Genomic DNA, 21142 nt, shown 5'->3' with positions numbered 1-21142 from the left:
GGTTGACGTCCCATGGCGAATGACGACAAGTTGCGTGACTACCTCAAGCGCGCCACCGCAGACCTGCAGCACGCCCGCCGCCGCCTGCGCGACACCGAGGCCAGGCAGCGTGAACCCATCGCGATCGTGGCCATGAGCTGCCGCCTCCCCGGCGGGGTGAACAGCCCCGAGCAGCTCTGGCGGCTGGTCGACGAGGGCAGGGACGCCATGTCCGGCTTCCCCGAGGACCGCGGCTGGGACCTGGACCGGCTCTACGACCCCGACCCGGAGACGTCCGGCACCACCTACGCCCGCGAGGGCGGTTTCGTCCAGGACGCCGGCGGGTTCGACGCGGACTTCTTCGGGATGAGCCCCCGCGAGGCGCTGGCGTCCGACCCGCAGCAGCGGCTGCTGCTGGAGACCTCCTGGGAACTGCTGGAGCGCGCCGGGATCGACCCGGCCACGATGAAGGGCAGCCGGACGGGCGTGTTCGTCGGCGCCGCCTCCAGCGGGTACGGCGTGGGACAGGGCACCTTCCCCGCCGGTGTCGAGGGCCACCTGCTGACGGGCACCTCCACCGCCGTCATGTCGGGCCGGATCTCCTACACGCTCGGCCTCGAAGGGCCCGCGATCACCACCGACACGGCCTGCTCGTCCTCCCTGGTGACCCTGCAGATGGCCTGCGAGTCCCTGCGCAGGGACGAGTGCGCCATGGCCATCGCCGGCGGCGTCACCATCATCTTCACCCCCGAGATCTTCGTGGAGTTCAGCCGCCAGCGGGGCCTGGCCCCCGACAGTCGCTGCAAGGCCTTCGCCGAGGCCGCGGACGGCACCGCCTTCTCCGAGGGCATCGGCCTGGTGCTGCTGGAGCGGCTCTCGGACGCCCGCCGCAACGGCCACCCGGTGCTCGCGGTGGTGCGGGGCGGCGCGGTCAACCAGGACGGCGCCAGCAACGGCCTGTCCGCGCCCAACGGCCCCTCCCAGCAGCGCGTCATCCGCCAGGCCCTGGTCAACTCCGAGCTGGTCCCCGCCGACGTCGACGCCGTCGAGGCGCACGGGACGGGCACCATGCTGGGCGACCCGATCGAGGCCCAGGCGCTGCTGGCCGTCTACGGCCAGGACCGGCCCGCCGACCGGCCGCTCTGGCTCGGGTCGGTGAAGTCCAACATCGGCCACACCCAGGCCGCCGCCGGCGTGGCGAGCGTCATCAAGGTGGTCATGGCCCTCCGGCACGGCGTACTGCCCAGGACGCTGCACGTGGACGCCCCCACCTCGCACGTGGACTGGTCGGCCGGCGCGGTCTCGCTGCTGACCGAGCCGGTCGAGCTGCCGCAGAACGACCACCCGCGCCGCATCGGCATCTCCGGCTTCGGCATCAGCGGCACCAACGCGCACGTCATCGTCGAGCAGGCCCCCGCCGACGTCGAGGTCGCCTCCGACGTCCCGGCCGTCGAACCGCCCCCCGGCCTTCCGGTGCCGGTCGTGGTCTCGGGCCGTGGCGAGGAAGGGGTACGGGCCCAGGCCGGCCGGCTGGCGGAGTTCGTCGCCGACGGAGGTACCGGCGTCGGCGGTCTGGTGGATGTGGGGTACTCGCTGGTGGCGACGCGGGCGGGGTTCGATCATCGTGGTGTGGTGGTGGGTGCCGATCGTGCGGGGGTGGTGGCGGGGTTGTCGGTGCTGGCCTCGGGCGGTGTGGGGGCCGGGGTGGTGCGTGGCCGGGTGGCCGAGGGTGGTGTTGCGCTGGTGTTCTCGGGTCAGGGCAGTCAGCGTGCGGGGATGGCGCTGGGGTTGTGCGCGGCGGTTGCGGGTTTTGAGGAGGAGTTGCGGGGGGTGTGTGCGGGGTTTGCGGGGTTGCTGGAGCGGCCTTTGGAGGAGGTTTTGTTCGCCGAGGCGGATTCGGCGGTGGCGGGGTTGGTGGATCAGACGATGTACACCCAGGCGGCGTTGTTCGCGGTGGAGGTGGCGTTGTATCGGCTGCTTTCGCGGTGGGGGGTTGTGGCTGATTACGTGATGGGTCATTCCATCGGTGAGGTGGTCGCCGCTCATGTTGCGGGGGTGGTGTCGTTGCGGGATGGGTGTGTGCTGGTGGCGGGCCGGGGCCGGTTGATGCAGGCGCTGCCCGCAGGCGGGTCGATGGTCGCTTTGGGTGCTTCGCTGCAGCAGGTGCAGCAGGTGCTGGAGCAGATCGACCCCGACGGGGCGTCGGTGGGCGTCGCGGCGGTGAACGGCCCGTCGTCGGTGGTGGTGTCGGGGGTGGAGTCGGTGGTGGAGCAGGTGGTGTCGGCTCTGGTGGAGCGGGGGGTGCGGCGCAAGCGGCTGCGGGTCAGTCACGCGTTCCACTCGCCGTTGATGGAGCCGATGCTGCAGGACTTCCGCCGCGTCCTGGACGGCATCACCTTCCAGCCTCCGACCGTTCCGGTGGTGTCGAACCTGACCGGCCGGGTGACGGGGGAGGAGATGCTCTCGCCTGAGTACTGGGTGCGTCATGTGCGTCAGGCGGTGCGGTTCGCCGACGGGGTGGCGACGCTGCGCGAGGCCGGGGTGAGCACGTTCGTGGAGGTGGGTCCGGACGCGGTGCTGTCGGCGATGGGACAGGAATGCCTCCAGACCCCTCTCACTCCCTCGACCGCGTCGTCCGACGGCACCGGGAACGGCCTCGACGGCGTCGGCCTCGGCCCTGCCGGTGGGGACGACGCGGTGTTCGTGCCGGTGCTGCGGCGCGACCGCGACGAGCCGGCCGAGCTGGTCACCGCCCTGGCCACCCTGCACACCCGCGGGGTGACGGTGGACTGGGAGACCTTCTTCACCGACGCCGCCACCGCCGCGACCGGGACCGGGACCGGCTCCGTGGTCAGGCCGCACACGGTGGACCTGCCCACCTACGCCTTCCAGCACCGCCACTACTGGCTGCACGTCCCCAGCGCCGGTGACCCCGAGTCCGTCGGCCTCGGCACCCCCGACCACCCCCTCCTCGGCGCCGCGGTCGAGCTCCCCGACTCCGGCGGGCACCTGTTCACCGCCCGGCTCTCGGCCCGGACGCGTCCCTGGCTCGCCGACCACACGGTGGGCGAGACCGTGCTGTTCCCCGGCACCGGGCTGGTCGAGCTGGCCGTCCGCGCCGGTGACCAGGTCGGCTGCGCGGGCATCGAGGAGCTCACCCTGGAGGCCCCGCTCGTCCTGCCGGACCGGGGCGGCGTCCAGGTGCAGGTCGTGGTGGGGGCCCCGGACGAGTCCGGCGCCCGGACGATCACCGTCTACGGGCGCCCGGAGGACGTCCCCGACGACGAGCCCTGGACCCGGCACGCCACCGGCCTGCTGACGCCGTCCGCCGAGCCCGGTGACTTCGACCTGGCCCAGTGGCCGCCGCCCGGCGCCGAACCGGTGCCGGTGGACGGGCTCTACGACCGGCTCGCCGGCATGGGCCTGCACTACGGCCCCGTCTTCCAGGGGCTGAAGGCCGCCTGGACGCACGGCGACGAGGTGTTCGCCGAGATCGCGCTGCCCGAGGGCGTCGGCGCCGACGCCGCGCGCTTCGGCATCCACCCCGCCCTGCTGGACGCCGCGCTGCACGCCCTCGCCCTCAGCGGGGCCTCGGCCGAGCACGCCGCACTGCCGTTCACCTGGTCGCAGGTGAACCTGCACGCCGCGGGAGCGTCCGACCTGAGGGTCCGGGTGGTCCCGACCGGCGGCGACTCCCTGCACCTGGAGGCGGCCGACCGGGCGGGAAGGCCGGTGGTGTCGATCGGCTCACTGGTGCTGCGCCGGATCGACACCGCGGACCTGGCGGGCGGCTCCCGCCCCGGGGCGGAGCGTTCGCTGTACCGGGTGGAGTGGACGCCGGTCGAGGCCGGGTCCGGCGCCGAGGCCCGGGAGTGGGCGCTGCTCGGCGGCGACGCCTCCGGCACCGGCGCGGCACTGCGCGCGGCCGGGGTCTCCACGGCGTCCTACGACGACCCGGCGGCGCTGCTGGCGGCCCTCGACGCGGGCGCGCCCGTCCCCGAGGTCGTGGTCGTGACCGCGGGCGCCACCTGGCCGTCCGGCGACGACGTCCTCGACAACGGCACGCTCGCAGGCTCCATCGTCGCTACCGGCCCCGTCGCCGTCCCCGGCACGGAAGGCACCCTCGCCGGGGCCGGGGGCACGGCGCCGGCCGTCCGCTCGGCCGTGAACCGGGCCCTGGACCTGGTGCAGGCGTGGACGGCCGACGACCGCCTCGGCGAGTCGAAGCTGCTCTTCGTCACCGGCGGCGCCGTCTCCACCGGTTCCGGCGACACCGTCCGCGACCTCGCGGGCGCGGCCGTGTGGGGCCTGGTCCGCTCCGCGCAGGCGGAGAGCCCCGACCGCTTCGTCCTGGCCGACCTCGACGGCCACTCCGCCTCGGCCGCGCGGCTCCCGGCCGCGCTCGCCACCGGCGAGCCGCAGGTCGCGCTGCGCGAGGGACGGGAAGGCAGGGGCGTGCTCGCGGCCCGGCTGGTCCGCGCGACCGGCCCCGTCCTCACCCCGCCCCCGGGAGCGTCCTCCTGGCGGATGGACAGCCTGGACAAGGGCACCCTGGAGAACCTCACCTTCCTGGACGCCCCCGAGGCCGTGGCCCCGCTGCGGCCGGGGCAGGTCCGCGTCGCGCTCCGCGCCGCCGGGGTGAACTTCCGTGACGTGCTCAACGCGCTCGGCATGTACCCGGGCGAGGCGGGCGCGATGGGCCTGGAGGGCGCGGGCCGCGTCGTGGAGGTCGGGCCGGGCGTCACCGCGTTCGCCCCGGGCGACCGGGTGATGGGCATGTTCGACGGCGGGGCGTTCGGCCCGCTGGCCGTCACCGACCACCGCCAGCTGGTCTCCGTCCCCGAGGGCTGGACCTTCGCCCAGGCCGCCTCGACCCCGGTCGCCTTCCTGACCGCGTACTACGCGCTGGTGGACCTGGCCGGGCTGAAGGCGGGAGAGAAGGTGCTGGTCCACGCCGCGGCGGGCGGCGTCGGCATGGCCGCCGTACAACTCGCCAGGCACTTCGGCGCCGAGGTCTACGGCACCGCCGGGCCGGGCAAGTGGCACGTCCTGCGGTCCATGGGACTGGACGAGGAGCACATCTCCTCCTCGCGCACCCTGGACTTCGAGGGCGGGTTCCTCTCCTCGACCGGCGGTGACGGCGTCGACGTCGTGCTCAACTCGCTGGCGGGCGACTTCGTCGACGCCTCGCTGCGGATGCTGCCGCGCGGCGGCCGGTTCGTGGAGATGGGCAAGACCGACGTGCGCGTCCCCGAGGAGGTGGCCGCCGCGCACCACGGCGTCCGCTACCGCGACTTCGACCTCGTCGAGGCAGGGTACGACCGCATCGGGCAGATGCTGCGCGACCTGGTCGCACTGTTCGAGCGGGGGGCGATCCGGCCGCTGCCGGTCGCCGGCTGGGACATCCGCCGCGCCCCCGAGGCGTTCCGCTTCCTGTCGCAGGCCAGGCACGTCGGCAAGGTCGCGCTGACCCTGCCGGTCGCGCTCGACCCGGACGGCACCGTGCTGGTGACCGGCGGGACCGGCGGCCTGGGCGCGCTCGTCGCCCGCCACCTGGTGACCGTGCACGGCGTCCGCAACCTGCTGCTGGCCGGCCGCAGCGGCCCCGCCGCCGAGGGCGCGGAGCGGCTGCGGGCCGAGCTGACCGGGCTGGGCGCGGACGTGGAGATCGTCGCCTGTGACGCGGCCGACCGGGCCGCCCTGGCCGACCTGATCGCCAAGGTGCCCGTCGACCGCCCGCTCACCGCCGTGCTGCACGCGGCCGGGGTGCTGGACGACGGCGCGATCACCTCCCTGACCCCGGACCGGGTGGACCGGGTGCTGCGTCCCAAGGCGGACGCCGCGCTGAACCTGCACGAGCTGACCCGCGAGCTGGACCTGTCGGCCTTCGTGCTGTTCTCCTCGGTGGCCGGCACGTTCGGCAGCACCGGCCAGGGCAACTACGCGGCGGCCAACGCCTTCCTGGACGCGCTCGCCGACGCGCGCCGCGCCCAGGGACTGCCCGCGCTCTCGCTGGCCTGGGGACCCTGGTCGCAGGAGGGCGGCATGCTCGGCACCCTCACCGACGCCGACCTGGCCCGGATGGCCCGCGAGGGCGTCGTGCCGCTGGACGCGCGAGAGGGGCTCGCCCTGCTCGACGCGGCCACCGGCCGGTCCGAGCCCGTGCTGGTGCCGATCCACCTGGACACCAAGGCGCTGGCCGCCAAGGGCGACCGGCTGCCGCCGATCCTGCGGGGCGTGGTGCGCGCTCCGGCCCGCCGTACCGCGACGGCGGCCGGGGGCGGGCGCTCCGCCGCGGACCTGCGGGCCACGCTGGCCGCGCTGCCCGCCGCCGACCGCGACCGTGCCCTGCTCGACCTGGTACGGGCCGAGGTCGCCGCCGTGCTCGGCCACTCCTCCGCCGGCCAGGTGGAGGCCGACCGCGCCTTCGACGACATGGGCTTCGACTCGCTCACCTCGGTCGAGCTGCGCAACCGGCTGAACGCCGCGACCGGCAGGCGGCTGCCGGCCACCCTGGTGTTCGACTACGCCAACCCGGCCGCCCTGGCCGCGTACCTGCGCGCGGAGCTGGCGCCCGACGAGGCGCCCACCGACACGCAGGTCATGCGGGAGCTCGACCGGCTGGACCGGGTGCTCGGCGAGCTCACGCCCGACGAGGAGACCCGGTTCACCATCGCCACCCGGTTGCAGGGACTGCTGACCCGGTGGCGCGGCGACCGGCCCGAGCGGGAGGCGGACGACGTGCCCGCGGGCGAGGACGTCGGGTCGGCGAGCGCCGACGAGCTGTTCGCGCTGATCGACAAGGGCCTGTGAGCCCACCGTGCTCTCCGGTGAAGAACGATCTTTCCGTGCGTGCCCGAGGGGCCGCGCGACATGTGGGGAAGAAGGTGACGTGACGTGGCGGACGAGCAGAAACTCCTCGGCTATCTCCGGCGGGTGACCGCCGATCTCCAGCAGGCCCAGCAGCGGCTGCGCGAGGCGGAGGCCAGGGACCACGAGCCGATCGCGGTCATCGCCGCGGGCTGCCGCTTCCCCGGAGGCGTACGCGACCCCGAGGACCTGTGGCGGCTCGTCGCGGAGGGCCGGGACGGCGTCTCGGCGTTCCCCGACGACCGGGGCTGGGACCTGGAGGGTCTCTACGACCCGGACCTGTCCCGGCCGGGCACCAGCTACACCCGCGAGGGCGGGTTCCTCTACGACGCCGGGGACTTCGACGCGGCCTCCTTCGGCATCTCCCCCCGGGAGGCGCTGGCCACCGACCCGCAGCAGCGGCTGCTGCTGGAGGTGTCCTGGGAGGCGTTCGAGCGGGCCGGCATCGACCTGACCTCGCTGAAGGGCAGCCAGACCGGGGTGTTCGTCGGCGCCTTCTCCAGCGGGTACGGCACCGGCCTGGAGTCGCTGCCCGAGGGGGTCGAGGGGCACCTGCTGACCGGCAGCTCCACCGCGGTGATCTCCGGCCGGGTGGCGTACGTGTTCGGCCTCAAGGGGCCCGCGGTCACCGTCGACACCGCGTGCTCGTCCTCGCTGGTGGCGCTGCACTGGGCGTGCGAGTCGCTGCGGCGCGGGGAGAGCACGCTCGCGCTGGCCGGCGGGGTGACCGTGATGGCCACGCCCGAGACCTTCGTCGAGTTCAGCCGCCAGCGCGGCCTGGCGCCCGACGGCCGGTGCAAGGCGTTCTCCGAGGACGCCGACGGCACCGGCTGGGGAGAGGGGGCCGGCATGCTGCTGCTGGAGAGGCTCTCCGACGCGCGCCGCAACGGCCACCCGATCCTCGGCGTCGTCCGCGGCTCCGCGGTCAACCAGGACGGCGCCAGCAACGGCCTGTCCGCGCCCAACGGCGTGTCCCAGCAGCGCGTCATCCGCCGCGCGCTGGCCAACTCGGGCCTGGCCTCGTTCGACGTGGACGCCGTCGAGGCGCACGGCACCGGCACCACCCTGGGCGACCCGATCGAGGCCCAGGCCCTGCTGGCCGTCTACGGCCAGGACCGGCCCGACGACCGGCCGCTCTGGCTGGGGTCGATCAAGTCCAACATCGGCCACACCCAGGCCGCGGCCGGGGTCGCCGGCGTCATCAAGATGCTGATGGCGCTGCGCGCCGGGCTGCTGCCCAGGACCCTGCACGTGTCCGAGCCCTCCTCCCACGTGGACTGGTCGGCCGGCAACGTCCGGCTGCTGGCCGAACCCGTCGCCTGGCCCGACGCCGACCGGCCGCGCCGGGCCGGTGTCTCCTCCTTCGGCGTCAGCGGCACCAACGCCCACGTGATCATCGAGCAGGCCCCCGGCGACGCGCCCGGCGACACCTCGCCCGGCGAACCGCCCGCCGGGGAGCGGGGCGGGCACGCGCTCCTGTCGGACGGCGCCGCCGCGGCGTGGGTGCTGTCGGCCAAGAGCGCGCCCGCGCTCCGCGCTCAGCTCGGCCTGCTGGACGAGCACGCCGGGCGCCACCCCGGGCAGGCGCCCGGCGACATCGGCCTCTCGCTGGCCTCCCGCGCCGCCTTCGGGCACCGTGCCGTGGTGGTGGGACGCGACCGCGAGGAGTTGCTGTCCGGGCTGCGCGCGCTGGCCGGCGGACAGGAGGCCGCCGGAGCGGTCACCGGGACGGCGTCGTCCTCCCCGGGCAAGACCGTGTTCGTCTTCCCCGGCCAGGGTTCCCAGTGGGCCGGGATGGCGACCGGGCTGCTGGAGTCCTCTCCCGCCTTCGCCGCGCACGTCGCCGACTGCGAGCGCGCCCTGGCGCCGTTCACGGACTGGTCGCTGTCGGCGGTGCTGCGCGGCGATCCCGGCGCCCCCTCGCTGGAGCGGGTGGACGTGGTCCAGCCGGTGCTGTGGGCGGTCATGGTGTCGCTGTCGCGGCTGTGGGAGGGCCACGGGGTCCGTCCCGACGCCGTGATCGGCCACTCCCAGGGCGAGATCGCCGCCGCCACGGTCGCCGGTGCGCTCTCCCTCGACGACGGCGCCCGCGTCGCCGCCCTGCGCAGCCGCGCCATCGGCGACGTCCTCGCCGGGCGCGGCGGCATGCTCTCCGTCGGGCTGTCCGAGCAGGAGCTGTCGGCGCGGCTGGAGTCCTGGCGCGACCGGATCTCCGTCGCCGCGATCAACGGCGCCCGCTCGGTCGTGGTCTCCGGCGCCCCGGACGCCCTCGACGACCTGACCGCCGAGCTGACCGCGGACGGCGTACGGGCCAGAAGGATCCCGGTGGACTACGCCTCGCACTCGGCGCAGGTCGAGGAGCTGCGCGAGCGCCTGCTGCGCGATCTCGGCCCGATCCGGCCGCGGCGGAGCGAGGTGCCGATGATCTCCACGGTGACCGGCGAGTGGATCGACACCTCCACCCTGGACGCCGGGTACTGGTACACCAACCTGCGCCGCACCGTCGGCTTCGACGCCGCCGTCCGCGCGCTCGCCAGGCAGGGGTACGGGGTGTTCGTCGAGAGCAGCCCGCACCCGGTGCTCACCATGGGCCTGCAGGAGACCCTCGACGCCCTCGGCCTCGACGCCGTGGTCACCGGCACCCTGCGCCGCGACGACGGCGGGCCGCTCAGGATGCTGACCTCCGCCGCCGAGCTGCACGTGCGGGGCGTCGGCGTGAACTGGACCGCCCTGTACCCGGGCGCGCGGCCGGTGGACCTGCCGACCTACCCGTTCCAGCGGAGCCGCTACTGGCTGAGGTCCGCGCCGCCGCCCGCGACCCCGGGCACCGACCCGGTGGACACCGCCTTCTGGGAGGCGGTCGAGCGCGGCGACGTGGCGAGCCTGGCCGCCGGCCGGGGGGTGGACCCCGCGGCGCTGGCCGAGGTGCTGCCCGCGCTGGTCTCCTGGCGGCGGAGCAGGCGCGAGCGGGCCACGGTCGACTCCTGGCGCTACCGGGTGGTCTGGCGGCCGGTCGGTGAGCCGGTGAGCACCGAGCTGACCGGCTCGTGGCTGGTCGCCCTGCCCGCGGACGGCCAGGTGGCGGCGGCCGACGCGGTCGTGGCCGGCCTGACCCGGCACGGCGCCCGGGTGGTGATCGTCGAGGTGGCCGGGCACGACCGGGCCGCGCTCACCGCCGCCCTGCGCGACCGCCTCCCCGACGACCCGCCGGCGGGAGTGCTCAGCCTGCTGGCCCTGGACGAGCGCCCGCACCCGCTGCACCCGGCGCTCTCGCGGGGTACGGCGGCGACCGTCACGCTGGTCCAGGCACTGGCCGACGCCGGCGTCACCGCCCCGCTGTGGGCGGTCACCTGCGGGGCGGTGCACACCGGCACCACCGGCTTCTCCGCCGGAGGGGACGCGGCGCCGTTCCAGGCCGAGGTCTGGGGTATCGGCACCGTGCTGGCGCTGGACCACCCCGACACCTGGGGCGGCCTGGTCGACCTGCCCCCGGTCCCGGACGAGCGGGCCCTGGCACGGCTGTGCGGGGTGCTGGCCGGGCTGGGCGGCGAGGAACAGCTCGCGGTCCGGCAGGACGGCATCCTGGCCCGCCGCCTGGTACGGGCCCCGCTCGGCGAGACCCCCTCCGCCGCCCCCGCGGTGCCCGCCCCGCGTACCGGCGAGGCCGGGACGTCCGAGGCATCCGAGGCACCCGGGGAGCCCGGGGGGCCCGGGGGGCCCGGGGAGTCCAGGGAATCCGGGGGCCGGCGCCTGAGCGGGACGGCGCTCGTCACCGGCGGCACCGGCGGGGTCGGCGCGCACGTGGCGCGCTGGCTGGCCGGGCGGGGCGCGGAGCATCTCGTGCTGACCGGCCGCCGGGGCCGTACCGCCCCGGGAGCGGCCGAGCTGGAGGCCGAGCTGGAGGCGCTGGGCGTCCGGGTCACCATCGCCGCGTGCGACGTCGCCGACCGCGAGGAGCTGCGGCGCCTGCTGGACGCGCTGCCCGACGGGCTGCCCCTGCGCGCGGTCGTCCACGCGGCCGGTGTCGTCCACGACGACGTGACGCTGGCCGGCACCACCGTCGAGGAGTTCGCCGAGGTCGGACGGGCCAAGGTCGCGGGCGCCCGGAACCTGGACGAGCTGCTGGGCGACCACCCGCTGGAGCTGTTCGCGCTGTTCTCCTCCGGAGCGGCCGTGTGGGGACAGGGAGGCCAGGCCGCCTACGCCGCGGCCAACGCCTTCCTCGACGCGCTGGCCGCCCGGCGCCGCGCGCGCGGCCTGGCCGCCACCTGCGTGGCCTGGGGCGCCTGGGACGGCGGCGGCATGGTGGACGCCTCCATCGGCGCCCGGCTGCGCCGCCTCGGCGTGCGCGCCATGGCGCCGTCCGCGGCCACGGCCGCGCTCGGCCAGGCGTTCGACCACGACGAGTCCCACCTGGTGGTGGCCGACATCGACTGGACCCGGTTCGCCCCGGCCTACACCCTGGCCCGGTCCCGCCCGCTGCTGCGTGCCCTGCCCGAGGTCGAGGCCGTCCTGGACGGTGGCGGCGACGGTGCCGCCGAGCAGGAGGACGGCGGGTCGCCGCTCGCGGAGCGGCTGGCCGGCCTGGCCGAACAGGAGCGGCTGGACGCGCTGCGCGAGGTGGTGCGGGCCCACGCCGCCCGGGTGCTCGGCCACCCGGGCCCCGAGGCGGTCGACCCCGACCAGAACTTCCTGGAGGCCGGGTTCGACTCGCTGACCTCGATGGAGCTGCGCAACGGCCTCATCAAGGCCACCGGCCTGCGGATGCCCGCGACCGTGGTCTTCGACTACCCCAACCCCTCCGACCTGGCCAAGCACCTGCTGGGCGAGCTGGCCGGCCGCCTGGAGGGCACCGGCGACCGGTCCTCGCGCACCGGGGCCGACCCCTCGGACACCCCGAGCGCCCTGCTGCACGAGGCCGCCCTGTCCGGCAGGATGCACGAGGGCATGGCCCTGCTGCGGGCCATGGCCGACCTGCGCCCCTCGTTCTCCTCGCCCGAGGAGCTTGGGGAGATCCCGCCGCCGGTGAAGCTGGCCTCCGGCCCCGGCGGGCCCGCCCTGTTCTGCTTCAGCACCCCGATGGCGCTGGGCGGGGCGACCCAGTTCGCCCGCCTGGCGGCGAACTTCCGCGGCGTACGGGACCTGTACGCGCTCCCGGTGCTCGGCTTCGCCCGCGAGGAGAGCCTGCCGGGCACCGTCGACGCCGCGGTGCGCGTCTGGGCCGAGTCCGTACGGCGGGCCGCGGGCGACGAGCCGTTCGTCGTCCTGGGCTACTGCGCGGGAGGCATCTTCGCGCACGCCGCCGTCACCCACCTGGAGAGCCTCGGCGTCCGGCCCGCGGGCCTGGTCCTGCTCGACACCTTCCTGCCGGACGACAAGGTCATCGACGACCTCGGGACGCAGATGGTCCAGGGCATGTTCGACCGGGAGGCCTCGTTCGGCCCGTTCACCAGCGCCCGCCTCGGGGCGATGGGCCGCTACTACAAGCTGTTCCGGGACTGCACGCTGGGGCAGGTGCGGGCGCCCATCCTGTTCCTGCGCCCGGACACCCCGCTGCCCGGCCCCGACGGCGTGCCGACGGCCACCCCGGACTGGCGCGCCTCCTGGCACACCGAGCACGTCGCCCGCGAGGTCGAGGGCGACCACTTCACGATGCTGGAGGACCGGGCCCCCTCGATGGCCCGCGCCATCGAGGGCTGGCTGGAGTCCCTGCCGGAAGGACGCTGACCCGGGACCACCCGGGCTCCCCGACCCCCGGGTCCGGGGAGCCCGGGTGATCCGGATCACCAGGATCCGCACGCCGCAAGATCCGCACGCCGCCCGGGCCGCCCGCGTCGCCGGGGCCCGGGGCGCCCGAGCCGTCCGGGACCCGCACGTCGCCCGAACGGTCCGGATCACCGGGACCCGCGGGCCGTCCGGGCGATCCGGGTCACCTTGAGAAAACAAAAGCCGCCGGGCCTCCCACGGGAGGCCCGGCGGCGTCTGTCTCGATCACCCCGAGGGGCGGTGGTGGACGATACAGGGATTGAACCTGTGACCTCTTCCGTGTCAGGGAAGCGCTCTCCCGCTGAGCTAATCGTCCTCGTCGAAACCAGAGGTGGAGACGGGATTTGAACCCGTGTAGACGGCTTTGCAGGCCGTTGCCTCGCCTCTCGGCCACTCCACCGAGTGGGGGGCCGGAGCCCCTTTCCGAGCGGAAGACGGGATTCGAACCCGCGACCCTCACCTTGGCAAGGTGATGCTCTACCACTGAGCCACTTCCGCGTGCCTCCGGGACCCGGCCCGGACTCACGGTGAGAACTCTAGCGAATACCCGGCGACTCCCCAAACCGAATAGACCGCTATCGTGAGATGTAAGGAGCGGGAACCGCTTTCACCAGTTACCATCGCTTCACCTACGTGAGAGAGCAGACAGCATGCGCGGCAACCGCGACAACGAGGTCGTGACCATCGGGCCGGATCCGCTGAGCTTCGAGGAGGTCGTCGGGGTCGCCAGGCACGGCCTCCCGGTGCGCCTTTCCGACGACGCCGTGGCCGCCATGGCCGCGGCCCGCACCCGGGTGGACGAGCTGGCCGAGAGCCCCGTCCCCGCCTACGGCGTCTCGACCGGGTTCGGCGCCCTGGCCACCCGGCACATCGACCCCTCGCTCCGCGCCAGGCTGCAGCGGTCCCTGGTCCGCTCGCACGCGGCCGGATCGGGCCCCGAGGTGGAGGTGGAGGTCACCCGGGCGATGATGCTGCTGCGCCTGCACACCCTGGCCACCGGCCACACCGGCGTGCGCCCGAAGACGGCCAGGGTGCTCCAGGACCTGCTCAACGCGCGCATCACCCCGGTCGTGCACGAGTACGGCAGCCTCGGCTGCTCCGGCGACCTCGCACCGCTCTCCCACGTGGCCCTCACGATCATGGGGGAGGGCGTGGTCCGGGACGCCGCCGGGGAGCGCGCCGACGCCGCCGAGGCGCTCAAGCGGGCCGGCATCGAGCCCGTCGAGCTGGCCGCCAAGGAGGGGCTCGCGCTCATCAACGGCACCGACGGCATGCTCGGCATGCTGATCCTGGCCATGGACGACCTCGCCCGCCTGTTCAAGGCGGCCGACATCGGCGCGGCCATGAGCGTGGAGGCCCTGCTCGGCACCGACCGGGTCTTCGCCGCCGATCTGCAGGGCCTGCGCCCGCACCCCGGGCAGGCGGCCAGCGCCGCCAACCTCAGGGCCCTGCTGGCGGGCTCGCAGATCATGGAGTCGCACCGGGACGGCACCTGCACCCGCGTCCAGGACGCGTACTCCCTCAGGTGCGCGCCGCAGGTCGCCGGGGCCGCGCGCGACACCCTGGCGCACGCCGCCTCGGTCGCCGGGCGGGAACTCGCCTCGGCGATCGACAACCCGGTGGTCCTGGCCGACGGCCGGGTGGAGTCCAACGGCAACTTCCACGGCGCCCCCGTCGGCTACGTGCTCGACTTCCTCGCCATCGCGGCCGCCGACCTGGCGAGCATCTCCGAGCGCCGCACCGACCGCATGCTGGACGTGTCCCGCAACCACGGCCTGCCCGCCTTCCTGGCGGACGACCCCGGCGTCGACTCCGGCCACATGATCGCCCAGTACACCCAGGCCGCGGTCGTCTCCGAGCTCAAGCGCCTGGCCGTGCCCGCCAGCGTCGACTCCATCCCCAGCTCCGCCATGCAGGAGGACCACGTCTCCATGGGCTGGTCGGCCGCGCGCAAGCTGCGCCGCTCGGTGGACGGCCTGACCCGGGTGCTCGCGGTGGAGATCCTCACCGCCGCGCGGGCCCTGGACCTGCGCGGCCCGCTCCGGCCCGCCCCGGCGACCGCGGCCGTGGTGGACGCCCTGCGCCAGGCCGTCCCCGGCCCCGGCCCGGACCGCTTCCTCGCCCCGGAGATCGAGGCGACGGTACGGCTCGTCGCGGCCGGCGCGGTCGTCGCCGCGGCCGAGACCGTCACCGGCCCCCTGGCCTGACCCCGCCGTTTCCGGCCCGGCCCCACCGCTTGGCCTGACCCCGGCGTTTCCGGCGCGGGGTCACCCTCTGGTCTGACCCCGGCGTTTCCGGCTCGGCGTCACCTCCTGGCCGGTACCGACCCCACCCCGGCCCGGTACCGGCTCTCCTGCCTGACGGCGGCCGGGTCCCCCACCCGGCCGCACGAGCCGTGGCGCCGCCCCCGATCAGTGCCCCGCCGGGACGGCGGCGACCACCTCCACCTCGATGACCAGGCCGGGCCGGAACAGCCGGGACACCTCCACCGTCGTGCTGGCCGGGGGCTCACCGGTGATGTGGCGCACGCGCTCGGCCGCGTACTCCGGCAGCCGCGACATGTCGGTGAGGAAGGTCCGGATGTGGGTCACGTCGTCGAACGTGCACCCCTGGTCGGCCAGGATGCGCGCGACCAGGTCCATCACGTACGCGGACTGGCGTGACATGTCCCCCTCGGCGACCACGTTGCCGTCCTCGTCCACCGCCACCTGACCGGAGACGAACAATAGGTTCCCGGTCCTGGTGGCGTGGGAGTAGTACCCGTTGGTGGCGGGCACCGAGGCCGGATTCAACCTCCGCACCCCTGCCCGCCCCGCCCCGGCCTGCCCTGCCCTGGCCCGCCCCGCTTCGTCCGGGTTCGCCCCGCCGTCCCGGCCCGCCTCGCCCGTCCCGTTCATGCCCGTACCGCCTTCCCGGCCTTCTCGCCCTGTCCGCTCCTGCCCGGCTCCACCGTCCCGGCCCGCCCCGGCCGTGCCCGTCAGGTCCGCCCCGGTGGGACCCGACGGGGCGAGGTGCGCGAAGATCGCCGTCAGGTCCGCCCCGCCCAGCCCGGCCGCGACCGCCTCCGCCAGCCTCGCCCCGGCCGCCTCGGCGATCGTCCCCGTCCCGTGCGAGACCAGCGCCACGTCCTTGGCCGCCAGCCCGAGGGCGTACCGCGTCTCGTGCGGGCCGTGCTCGACGGCCGGGCGGACCCGCTCGACCAGCGGCCCCAGCGGGGTGGCGGCCAGCACGTCCAGCAGGGTGGCGGTGTCCACGCCGGTCCTGCGGGCGTACGCCACGGTCTCGGCGAGCAGCACCTGGGCGGGCACCAGCGCGCCCATCACGGTCACCTTCATCGCCGCGCCGGACCCGGGCCCGCCGAGCTCCAGCACCCGGCCGAACACCCCGAGCACCTTCCGGCAGCGCGCCAGGTCCTCGGGCAGGCCGCCGGCCAGCACGGCCAGCGTGCCGTCGGCCGCCGGTCCCACGCTGCCCAGGACCGGCGCGTCGACCAGCCCCACCCCCGGGGGGAGCAGGTCGCGCAGCCCGGCCACCGCCTCGGGCCCGATCGTCGACATCTCCGCGACCACCGTCCCGGCCCCCAGCCCCGGTGCCGCGTCCGACAGCACCCGCCGTACCGCCGCCGGGTGGCTCAGCATCGTGACGACCGTCTCCGCGCCGACCACGGCCTCGGCGGGCGACGCCGCGGAGGCGGCCCCCTCGACCGTGCGGGGAGTGCGGTTCCAGGTCGTCACCTCGTACCCGGCCGCCACGAGCCGCCGGGCCATCGGGACGCCCATGCGTCCCAGACCAAGAAAGGAGATCATGCCTGCCACGCTAGGCACCCCCGAGGCATTCCACCAGCGACTAGATTGCATGTGAGCCATGCGAGGAGGGAATGTGTTCGACGTCGAGGGGCTGCGCCTGCTGGACACCGTGGCCCGGACCGGCTCGTTCACCGCGGCCGCGGCGAGCCTGAACTACACCCAGTCCGCGGTCTCCCGGCGCATCGCCGTCCTCGAACAGCGCGCCGGGGGCCCGCTGTTCGAGCGGCTGCCGCGCGGGGTGCGGCTGACCCCCGCCGGTGAGGCGCTCCACCACCACGCCCGGGTGGTGCTGAACCGGCTGACCAGGGCCGAGGAGGAGCTGGCCGGGATCCACGGCGGCTACAGGGGAAGGCTGCGGGTGGGCGCGTTCGCCACCGCCAACGTCGCGCTCGTGCCCGGTGCCCTGCGCGCGTTCCGCGAGGACTTCCCCGACGTGGAGCTGGTCCCCGTCGAGGGCCCCAGCCGGAGCCTGCTGCGCCGCATGCGCGAGGGCGGCCTGGACGTCGCCGTGGTCAGCGACTACCCGGCCGACCTGCCCGACGAGGAGGGGGCCGAGCTGATCGGGCTGGTCGTGGACGAGCTGCTCGTCGCGCTGCCCCGCGACCACCGGCTGGCGGGACGGGAGATCGTCGACCTGCGCGAGCTGCGGGAGGAGACCTGGATCGAGGCGCCCCCGCCGGGCCGGGCCACGGCCCTGGCCACCGCCTGCGCCCGTGCCGGGTTCACCCCCCGCGCCTCGGTCAGGATCGGCGAGTGGACGGGCAAGTTCGGGTTCGTCGCGGCCGGGCTCGGGATCACGCTCGTGCCCGCCATCGCCGCGCACGCCGTCCCGCCCGACCTGGTGCTCCGCTCCCTCGGCGACCTCGCCCCGCGCCGGACCGTCTACGCCGCCCTGCCGCCCGCCCCGCTGCCCGCGGCCCGCACCCTGGTGAGGCTGCTGGCCCGGCAGGCGGGACAATGGGGCGGTGCATGACTCCTTCGCGCACGTCACCGGCCACCCGGCCTCCGGTCACCCGGGCCCCGGCCTCCTGGCGACCGGGTTGCGCGACGTCACCACCGATCTGGGAGCGCTGGACGGCGAGGGCTGGTGGGCCGTCGTGGTCGACTACGAGGGCAAGGCCACCTGTGCCCGGTTCGACCGCGTCCGCCCGGCCCCGCCGCCCGCGCCGCGCGGCCCCTGGCACGGGCCGCACCCCTCGGCCTGGCGCAGTTCCCTGGACCGGGCCGGGTACGAGGAGCGGGTGCGCGAGATCCGCTCCCTGATCGGGCGGGGCGAGGTCTACCAGGCCAACCTGTGCCGGGTGCTGGGCGCGCCGCTGCCCGCCGGGCGGGAGGCGGACCTGCCGGCGCTGGCCCTGCGGCTGGCGCGCGGCAACCCGGCCCCCTACGCCGCGACGGTGAGCCTGCCGGGGGTGAGCGTGGTCTCGGCCTCACCGGAGCTGTACCTGTCCAGGGACGGCGACGTGGTCGAGTCCAGGCCGATCAAGGGGACCGCGGCCACCCCGGCCGGGCTGCGCGACAAGGACCGGGCCGAGAACGTGATGATCGTCGACCTGGTCCGCAACGACCTGGGCAGGGTCGCCGAGGTCGGCTCGGTGAGCGTGCCCGCCCTGTGCGAGGTCGAGGAGCACCCCGGCCTGGTGCATCTGGTCTCCACGGTCCGGGCACGGCTGGCACCGGGGTACGGCTGGCCCGAGCTGTTCTCTGCGACCTTTCCTCCGGGTTCGGTGACCGGCGCTCCGAAATCCTCGGCGCTGCGTATCATCGACGAGCTCGAACCCACCTCCCGGGGGCCCTACTGTGGAACCGTGGGCTGGGTCGACGCCGATCGGGGGCGTGCGTCGCTGGCCGTGGCGATCCGTACGTTCTGGATGTCGGACGGGGAGATCCGCTTCGGCACGGGCGCGGGCATCACGTGGGGCAGCGACCCGCGCCAGGAGTGGGACGAGACCGAGCTGAAGGCGTCCCGGCTCATCGCACTCGCATCGACACCAGGTTCAGAGGGAGTCCCATGAACGTACCCGTATGGCTCAACGGAGCGCTTCTCGCCCCGGACCGGGCCGTCGTCTCGGTCTTCGACCACGGGCTGATGGTCGGGGACGGGGTGTTCGAGACCATCAAGTGCGTGAACGGCGCCACGTTCGCGCTCACCCGCCACCTGGAGCGGCTGACGCTCTCGGCGCGGCGGATGGACCTGCCCGACCCCGACACCGAGGCGATCGCCGAGGGGATCCGTGCCTGCCTGGCCGAGGCCCCGCCCTGGCGGCTCGGCCGCGTCCGCGTCACCTACACCAGCGGTCCCGGGCCGCTCGGCTCCGACCGGGGCGACCAGGGCTGCACGACCGTGGTGATCGTGGACGAGCAGAAGCCGTTCCCGCCCGTCTCCGACGTCACCGTGGTGCCCTGGCCGCGCAACGAGCGCGGCGTGCTCGCCGGGGTCAAGAGCACCTCCTACGGCGACAACGCCAAGGCCCTGTTCCACGCCAAGGCCAGGGGCGGCAGCGAGGCGATCTTCCAGAACACCGTGGGCGACCTGTGCGAGGGGACCGGCAGCAACGTCTTCGTCGTACGCGACGGCCGTCCGGTCACCCCCACGCTCGCCTCGGGCTGCCTGGCCGGGGTCACCCGCGCGCTCGCGCTGGAGTGGTGCGGGGGAGTGGAGGAGGACCTGCCGCTCTCGGCCCTGTACGAGGCCGAGGAGGCGTTCCTGACCTCCACCACCCGGGACGTCCAGCCGATCCGCGCGGTCGACGGGACCGTGCTGCCCGCCGCCCCCGGCCCGGTCACGGCCAAGGCGATGCGGGTCTTCGCCGAGCGCGCCGCCGCGGACCTCGACCCCTGAGGGATCCCGGGAAACCCCGGGAGATCCTTTTGGAGACGCCGGGAGATCCCCGGAGATCCCGGGGCGTCCCCGGACCGGTACGTCAGCCGCCGGCGCCCTCCGCGGGCCGCCCGGCGGGAATCAGGGCGAGCAGGACGAGCCCGCACCCGATCCACAGGACGCTCGTCAGGGCCAGGGAGTCCACCGCCAGGCCGCCGAACAGGGCGCCCAGGGCGATGGACAGGTTGAAGGCGGACACGTACAGCGAGGAGGCGGCCTCCGCCGCCACGGGGGCCGCCCGGGTGATCCACGTCTGCAGGGTCACCGGGACGGCGCCGTAGCCCAGGCCCCACACGACCAGCAGGCCGGCCGACACGGCCGTGCCCGCGGGGACCAGCGCGAGCAGCGCCATGGCCGTCACCAGGGCCGCGGCGATGGCCGTGACGGTCCGCCGCAGGTGCCGGGCGACGAAGGCCCCGGCCAGGAAGTTCCCGCAGATCCCGGCCACACCGAAGACCATCAGCAGCGGGCTGACCAGGGCGTCCTCGACGCCACGGCCCTGCAGCAGGGGGCGTACGAAGGTGTAGGCGATGAAGTGGCCGGTGATGACCAGGAACGTGAGCGCGATGCCCGCGCGCAGGGCGGCGTTGGCCCGGAACAGCCTCGGCGGGTCGGCGAGCGTGATGGCCCGCACCGGCGGGAGGGCGGGGAGCAGGAGGACCAGGCCGATCAGGGCGAGCAGGCCCAGGACGCCGACCGCCGCGAACGCGACGCGCCAGCCGCTGAGGTCGCCGATGAACGTACCGGCCGGGACGCCGAGGACCGACGCGGTCTCGACGCCGCCGAAGATCAGGGCCATGGCCCTCGGGACGTGCCGCTCCGGGACGAGCCGCAGCGCGATGCCGCCCGCGATCGACCAGAAGCCGCCCACGCTGACGCCGATGAGGAACCGGGCCACCAGGACCAGGGCGAAGGAGGTGGCGAAGGCCGAGGCCAGGTTCGCCGCCGCGACCAGCCCGACGAGCAGGACCAGGACGAGCCGGCGGTCCACCCGGCCGGTGGCCACGGTGATCAGCGGTGCCGAGACCGCGGCGACCAGGCCGGGCACGGTCACCATGAGCCCGGCGGTGCCCGCCGACACCTCCAGGTCGGTTCCGACCGGGCTGAGCAGGCCCACGGGGAGCAGTTCGGAGGTCATCAGGGAGAAGATGCCCAGCGTCACCGCGAGCACGGCGAGCCAGCCCCGCAGGGGGGAGGGCTCCGTGGCGGTGGACGGGCCGGTGGTGACTGCGCTCATTGCGCCATCCGTCCGTTCGGGTGCGGGATGAGGGTGGACATGCCTCGGGCGGTGGCCGGCCCGCGAGGTGGCCACCGCCCGAGGTGCGAGGGGGAGGGGAGAACCGGCTACCGGGTGCCGGGGGTCTTGCGGGTGGTGACGTTCATGCGGTTCCAGGCGTTCACCGTGAAGATCAGCGCGATGAGCCGGGCCAGTTCCTGCTCCTCGAAGTGCCGGGTGGCCTCGTCGTACACCTCGTCCGAGACCCCCTCGGGCAGCCGCGTGACCGCCTCGGTCAGGGCGAGCGCGGCGCGCTCCTTCGCGGTGTAGAGGCTGGACTCCTCCCAGGCGGAGAGCTGGTAGATCCGGTCCTCGCTCTCGCCCGCCTTGCGGGCGTCGCCGGTGTGGTAGTCGATGCAGTACGCGCACCGGTTGATCTGCGAGGCGCGGATCTGCACCAGCTCGACCAGGACCGGGTCGAGGCCCTGGCGGGCCGCGGTGTCGAGGGCGAACACGGCCTTGAAGACGGCGGGTGCTGCGGTGGCGAAGTTCATGCGCTGGGCGATCTCGACTGCTGTCATGTCCAGAAACCTACGGGGACATTAGCCCCAGGGTATGGTGCAT

9 protein-coding genes and 3 tRNA genes are annotated in these 21142 nt (G+C 74.9%); 6 read left to right on the top strand and 6 right to left on the bottom strand.

From position 1 onward, the window contains the following. The first annotated feature begins 12 nt into the window (after positions 1 to 12). Complete coding sequence (locus tag ABD832_RS33780) at positions 13 to 6792, top strand: SDR family NAD(P)-dependent oxidoreductase (RefSeq protein WP_344903767.1); 6780 nt, start codon at positions 13 to 15, stop codon at positions 6790 to 6792. A gap of 84 nt (positions 6793 to 6876) precedes the next feature. Then, positions 6877 to 12576: a type I polyketide synthase gene (locus tag ABD832_RS33775; protein ID WP_344903764.1), complete on the top strand. Its 5700-nt coding sequence runs from the start codon at positions 6877 to 6879 to the stop codon at positions 12574 to 12576. A 280-nt stretch (positions 12577 to 12856) separates the two neighbouring features. Here ABD832_RS33775 and ABD832_RS33770 read toward each other — a convergent pair. The 3 genes from ABD832_RS33770 to ABD832_RS33760 all read right to left on the bottom strand — a co-directional run bounded on the left by ABD832_RS33770 (position 12857) and on the right by ABD832_RS33760 (position 13113). Further along, a tRNA-Val gene (locus ABD832_RS33770) sits at positions 12857 to 12931 on the bottom strand. Between the two features lie 13 nt (positions 12932 to 12944). Continuing rightward, a tRNA-Cys gene (locus ABD832_RS33765) sits at positions 12945 to 13015 on the bottom strand. A gap of 26 nt (positions 13016 to 13041) precedes the next feature. Next, positions 13042 to 13113: transfer RNA gene (locus ABD832_RS33760), tRNA-Gly, on the bottom strand. Positions 13114 to 13265: 152 nt separating this feature from the next. Between ABD832_RS33760 and hutH the strand changes: the two genes are divergently transcribed. Next, positions 13266 to 14822 carry a histidine ammonia-lyase gene (hutH, locus tag ABD832_RS33755; protein WP_344903761.1) on the top strand — a complete coding sequence of 519 codons (1557 nt, stop codon included), beginning with the start codon at positions 13266 to 13268 and terminating at the stop codon, positions 14820 to 14822. Positions 14823 to 15026: 204 nt separating this feature from the next. Here hutH and ABD832_RS33750 read toward each other — a convergent pair whose 3' ends face one another. Next, on the bottom strand, positions 15027 to 16421 hold the full coding sequence (locus ABD832_RS33750; protein WP_344903758.1) for an NAD(P)-binding domain-containing protein: 1395 nt from the start codon (positions 16419 to 16421) through the stop codon (positions 15027 to 15029). Between the two features lie 73 nt (positions 16422 to 16494). Between ABD832_RS33750 and ABD832_RS33745 the strand changes: the two genes are divergently transcribed. The 3 genes from ABD832_RS33745 to ABD832_RS33735 are packed head-to-tail and all read left to right on the top strand — an operon-like array spanning position 16495 to position 19263. Further along, positions 16495 to 17394, top strand: a complete 900-nt coding sequence (locus tag ABD832_RS33745) for a LysR family transcriptional regulator (RefSeq protein ID WP_344903755.1) — start codon at positions 16495 to 16497, stop codon at positions 17392 to 17394. Then, entirely contained in the window at positions 17387 to 18436 is a 1050-nt protein-coding gene (locus ABD832_RS33740) for a chorismate-binding protein (RefSeq protein ID WP_344903752.1), read from the top strand. The genes ABD832_RS33745 and ABD832_RS33740 overlap by 8 nt, the downstream gene beginning before the upstream one ends. Then, positions 18433 to 19263, top strand: a complete 831-nt coding sequence (locus tag ABD832_RS33735) for an aminotransferase class IV (RefSeq protein ID WP_344903749.1) — start codon at positions 18433 to 18435, stop codon at positions 19261 to 19263. The genes ABD832_RS33740 and ABD832_RS33735 overlap by 4 nt, the downstream gene beginning before the upstream one ends. Positions 19264 to 19345: 82 nt before the next feature. Here ABD832_RS33735 and ABD832_RS33730 read toward each other — a convergent pair whose 3' ends face one another. Beyond that, the gene (locus tag ABD832_RS33730; RefSeq protein WP_344903746.1) at positions 19346 to 20539 is read right to left on the bottom strand and encodes an MFS transporter; all 1194 of its coding nucleotides are present in this window, start codon (positions 20537 to 20539) and stop codon (positions 19346 to 19348) included. A gap of 107 nt (positions 20540 to 20646) precedes the next feature. Next, positions 20647 to 21099 (bottom strand): carboxymuconolactone decarboxylase family protein, encoded by a 453-nt coding sequence (locus tag ABD832_RS33725; RefSeq protein ID WP_344903743.1) that lies wholly within the window; start codon positions 21097 to 21099, stop codon positions 20647 to 20649. Between the last annotated feature and the right edge of the window lie 43 nt (positions 21100 to 21142).

Origin of the sequence: Streptosporangium longisporum, assembly GCF_039534895.1 — a bacterium.
GTDB lineage: Bacteria > Actinomycetota > Actinomycetes > Streptosporangiales > Streptosporangiaceae > Streptosporangium > Streptosporangium longisporum.
The sequence above is the reverse complement of the archived record's forward strand: the minus strand, read 5'-3'. Positions and strand labels throughout refer to the sequence as shown.

Excerpts from the sequence above, each read along its gene's own strand:
- ABD832_RS33780 (WP_344903767.1), top strand. The coding sequence starts at position 13 with ATGGCGAATGACGACAAGTTGCGTGACTACCTCAAGCGCGCCACCGCA.
- ABD832_RS33750 (WP_344903758.1), bottom strand. The coding sequence starts at position 16,421 with ATGATCTCCTTTCTTGGTCTGGGACGCATGGGCGTCCCGATGGCCCGG.
- ABD832_RS33725 (WP_344903743.1), bottom strand. The coding sequence starts at position 21,099 with ATGACAGCAGTCGAGATCGCCCAGCGCATGAACTTCGCCACCGCAGCA.
- ABD832_RS33735 (WP_344903749.1), top strand. The coding sequence starts at position 18,433 with ATGAACGTACCCGTATGGCTCAACGGAGCGCTTCTCGCCCCGGACCGG.
- ABD832_RS33730 (WP_344903746.1), bottom strand. The coding sequence starts at position 20,539 with ATGAGCGCAGTCACCACCGGCCCGTCCACCGCCACGGAGCCCTCCCCC.
- hutH (WP_344903761.1), top strand. The coding sequence starts at position 13,266 with ATGCGCGGCAACCGCGACAACGAGGTCGTGACCATCGGGCCGGATCCG.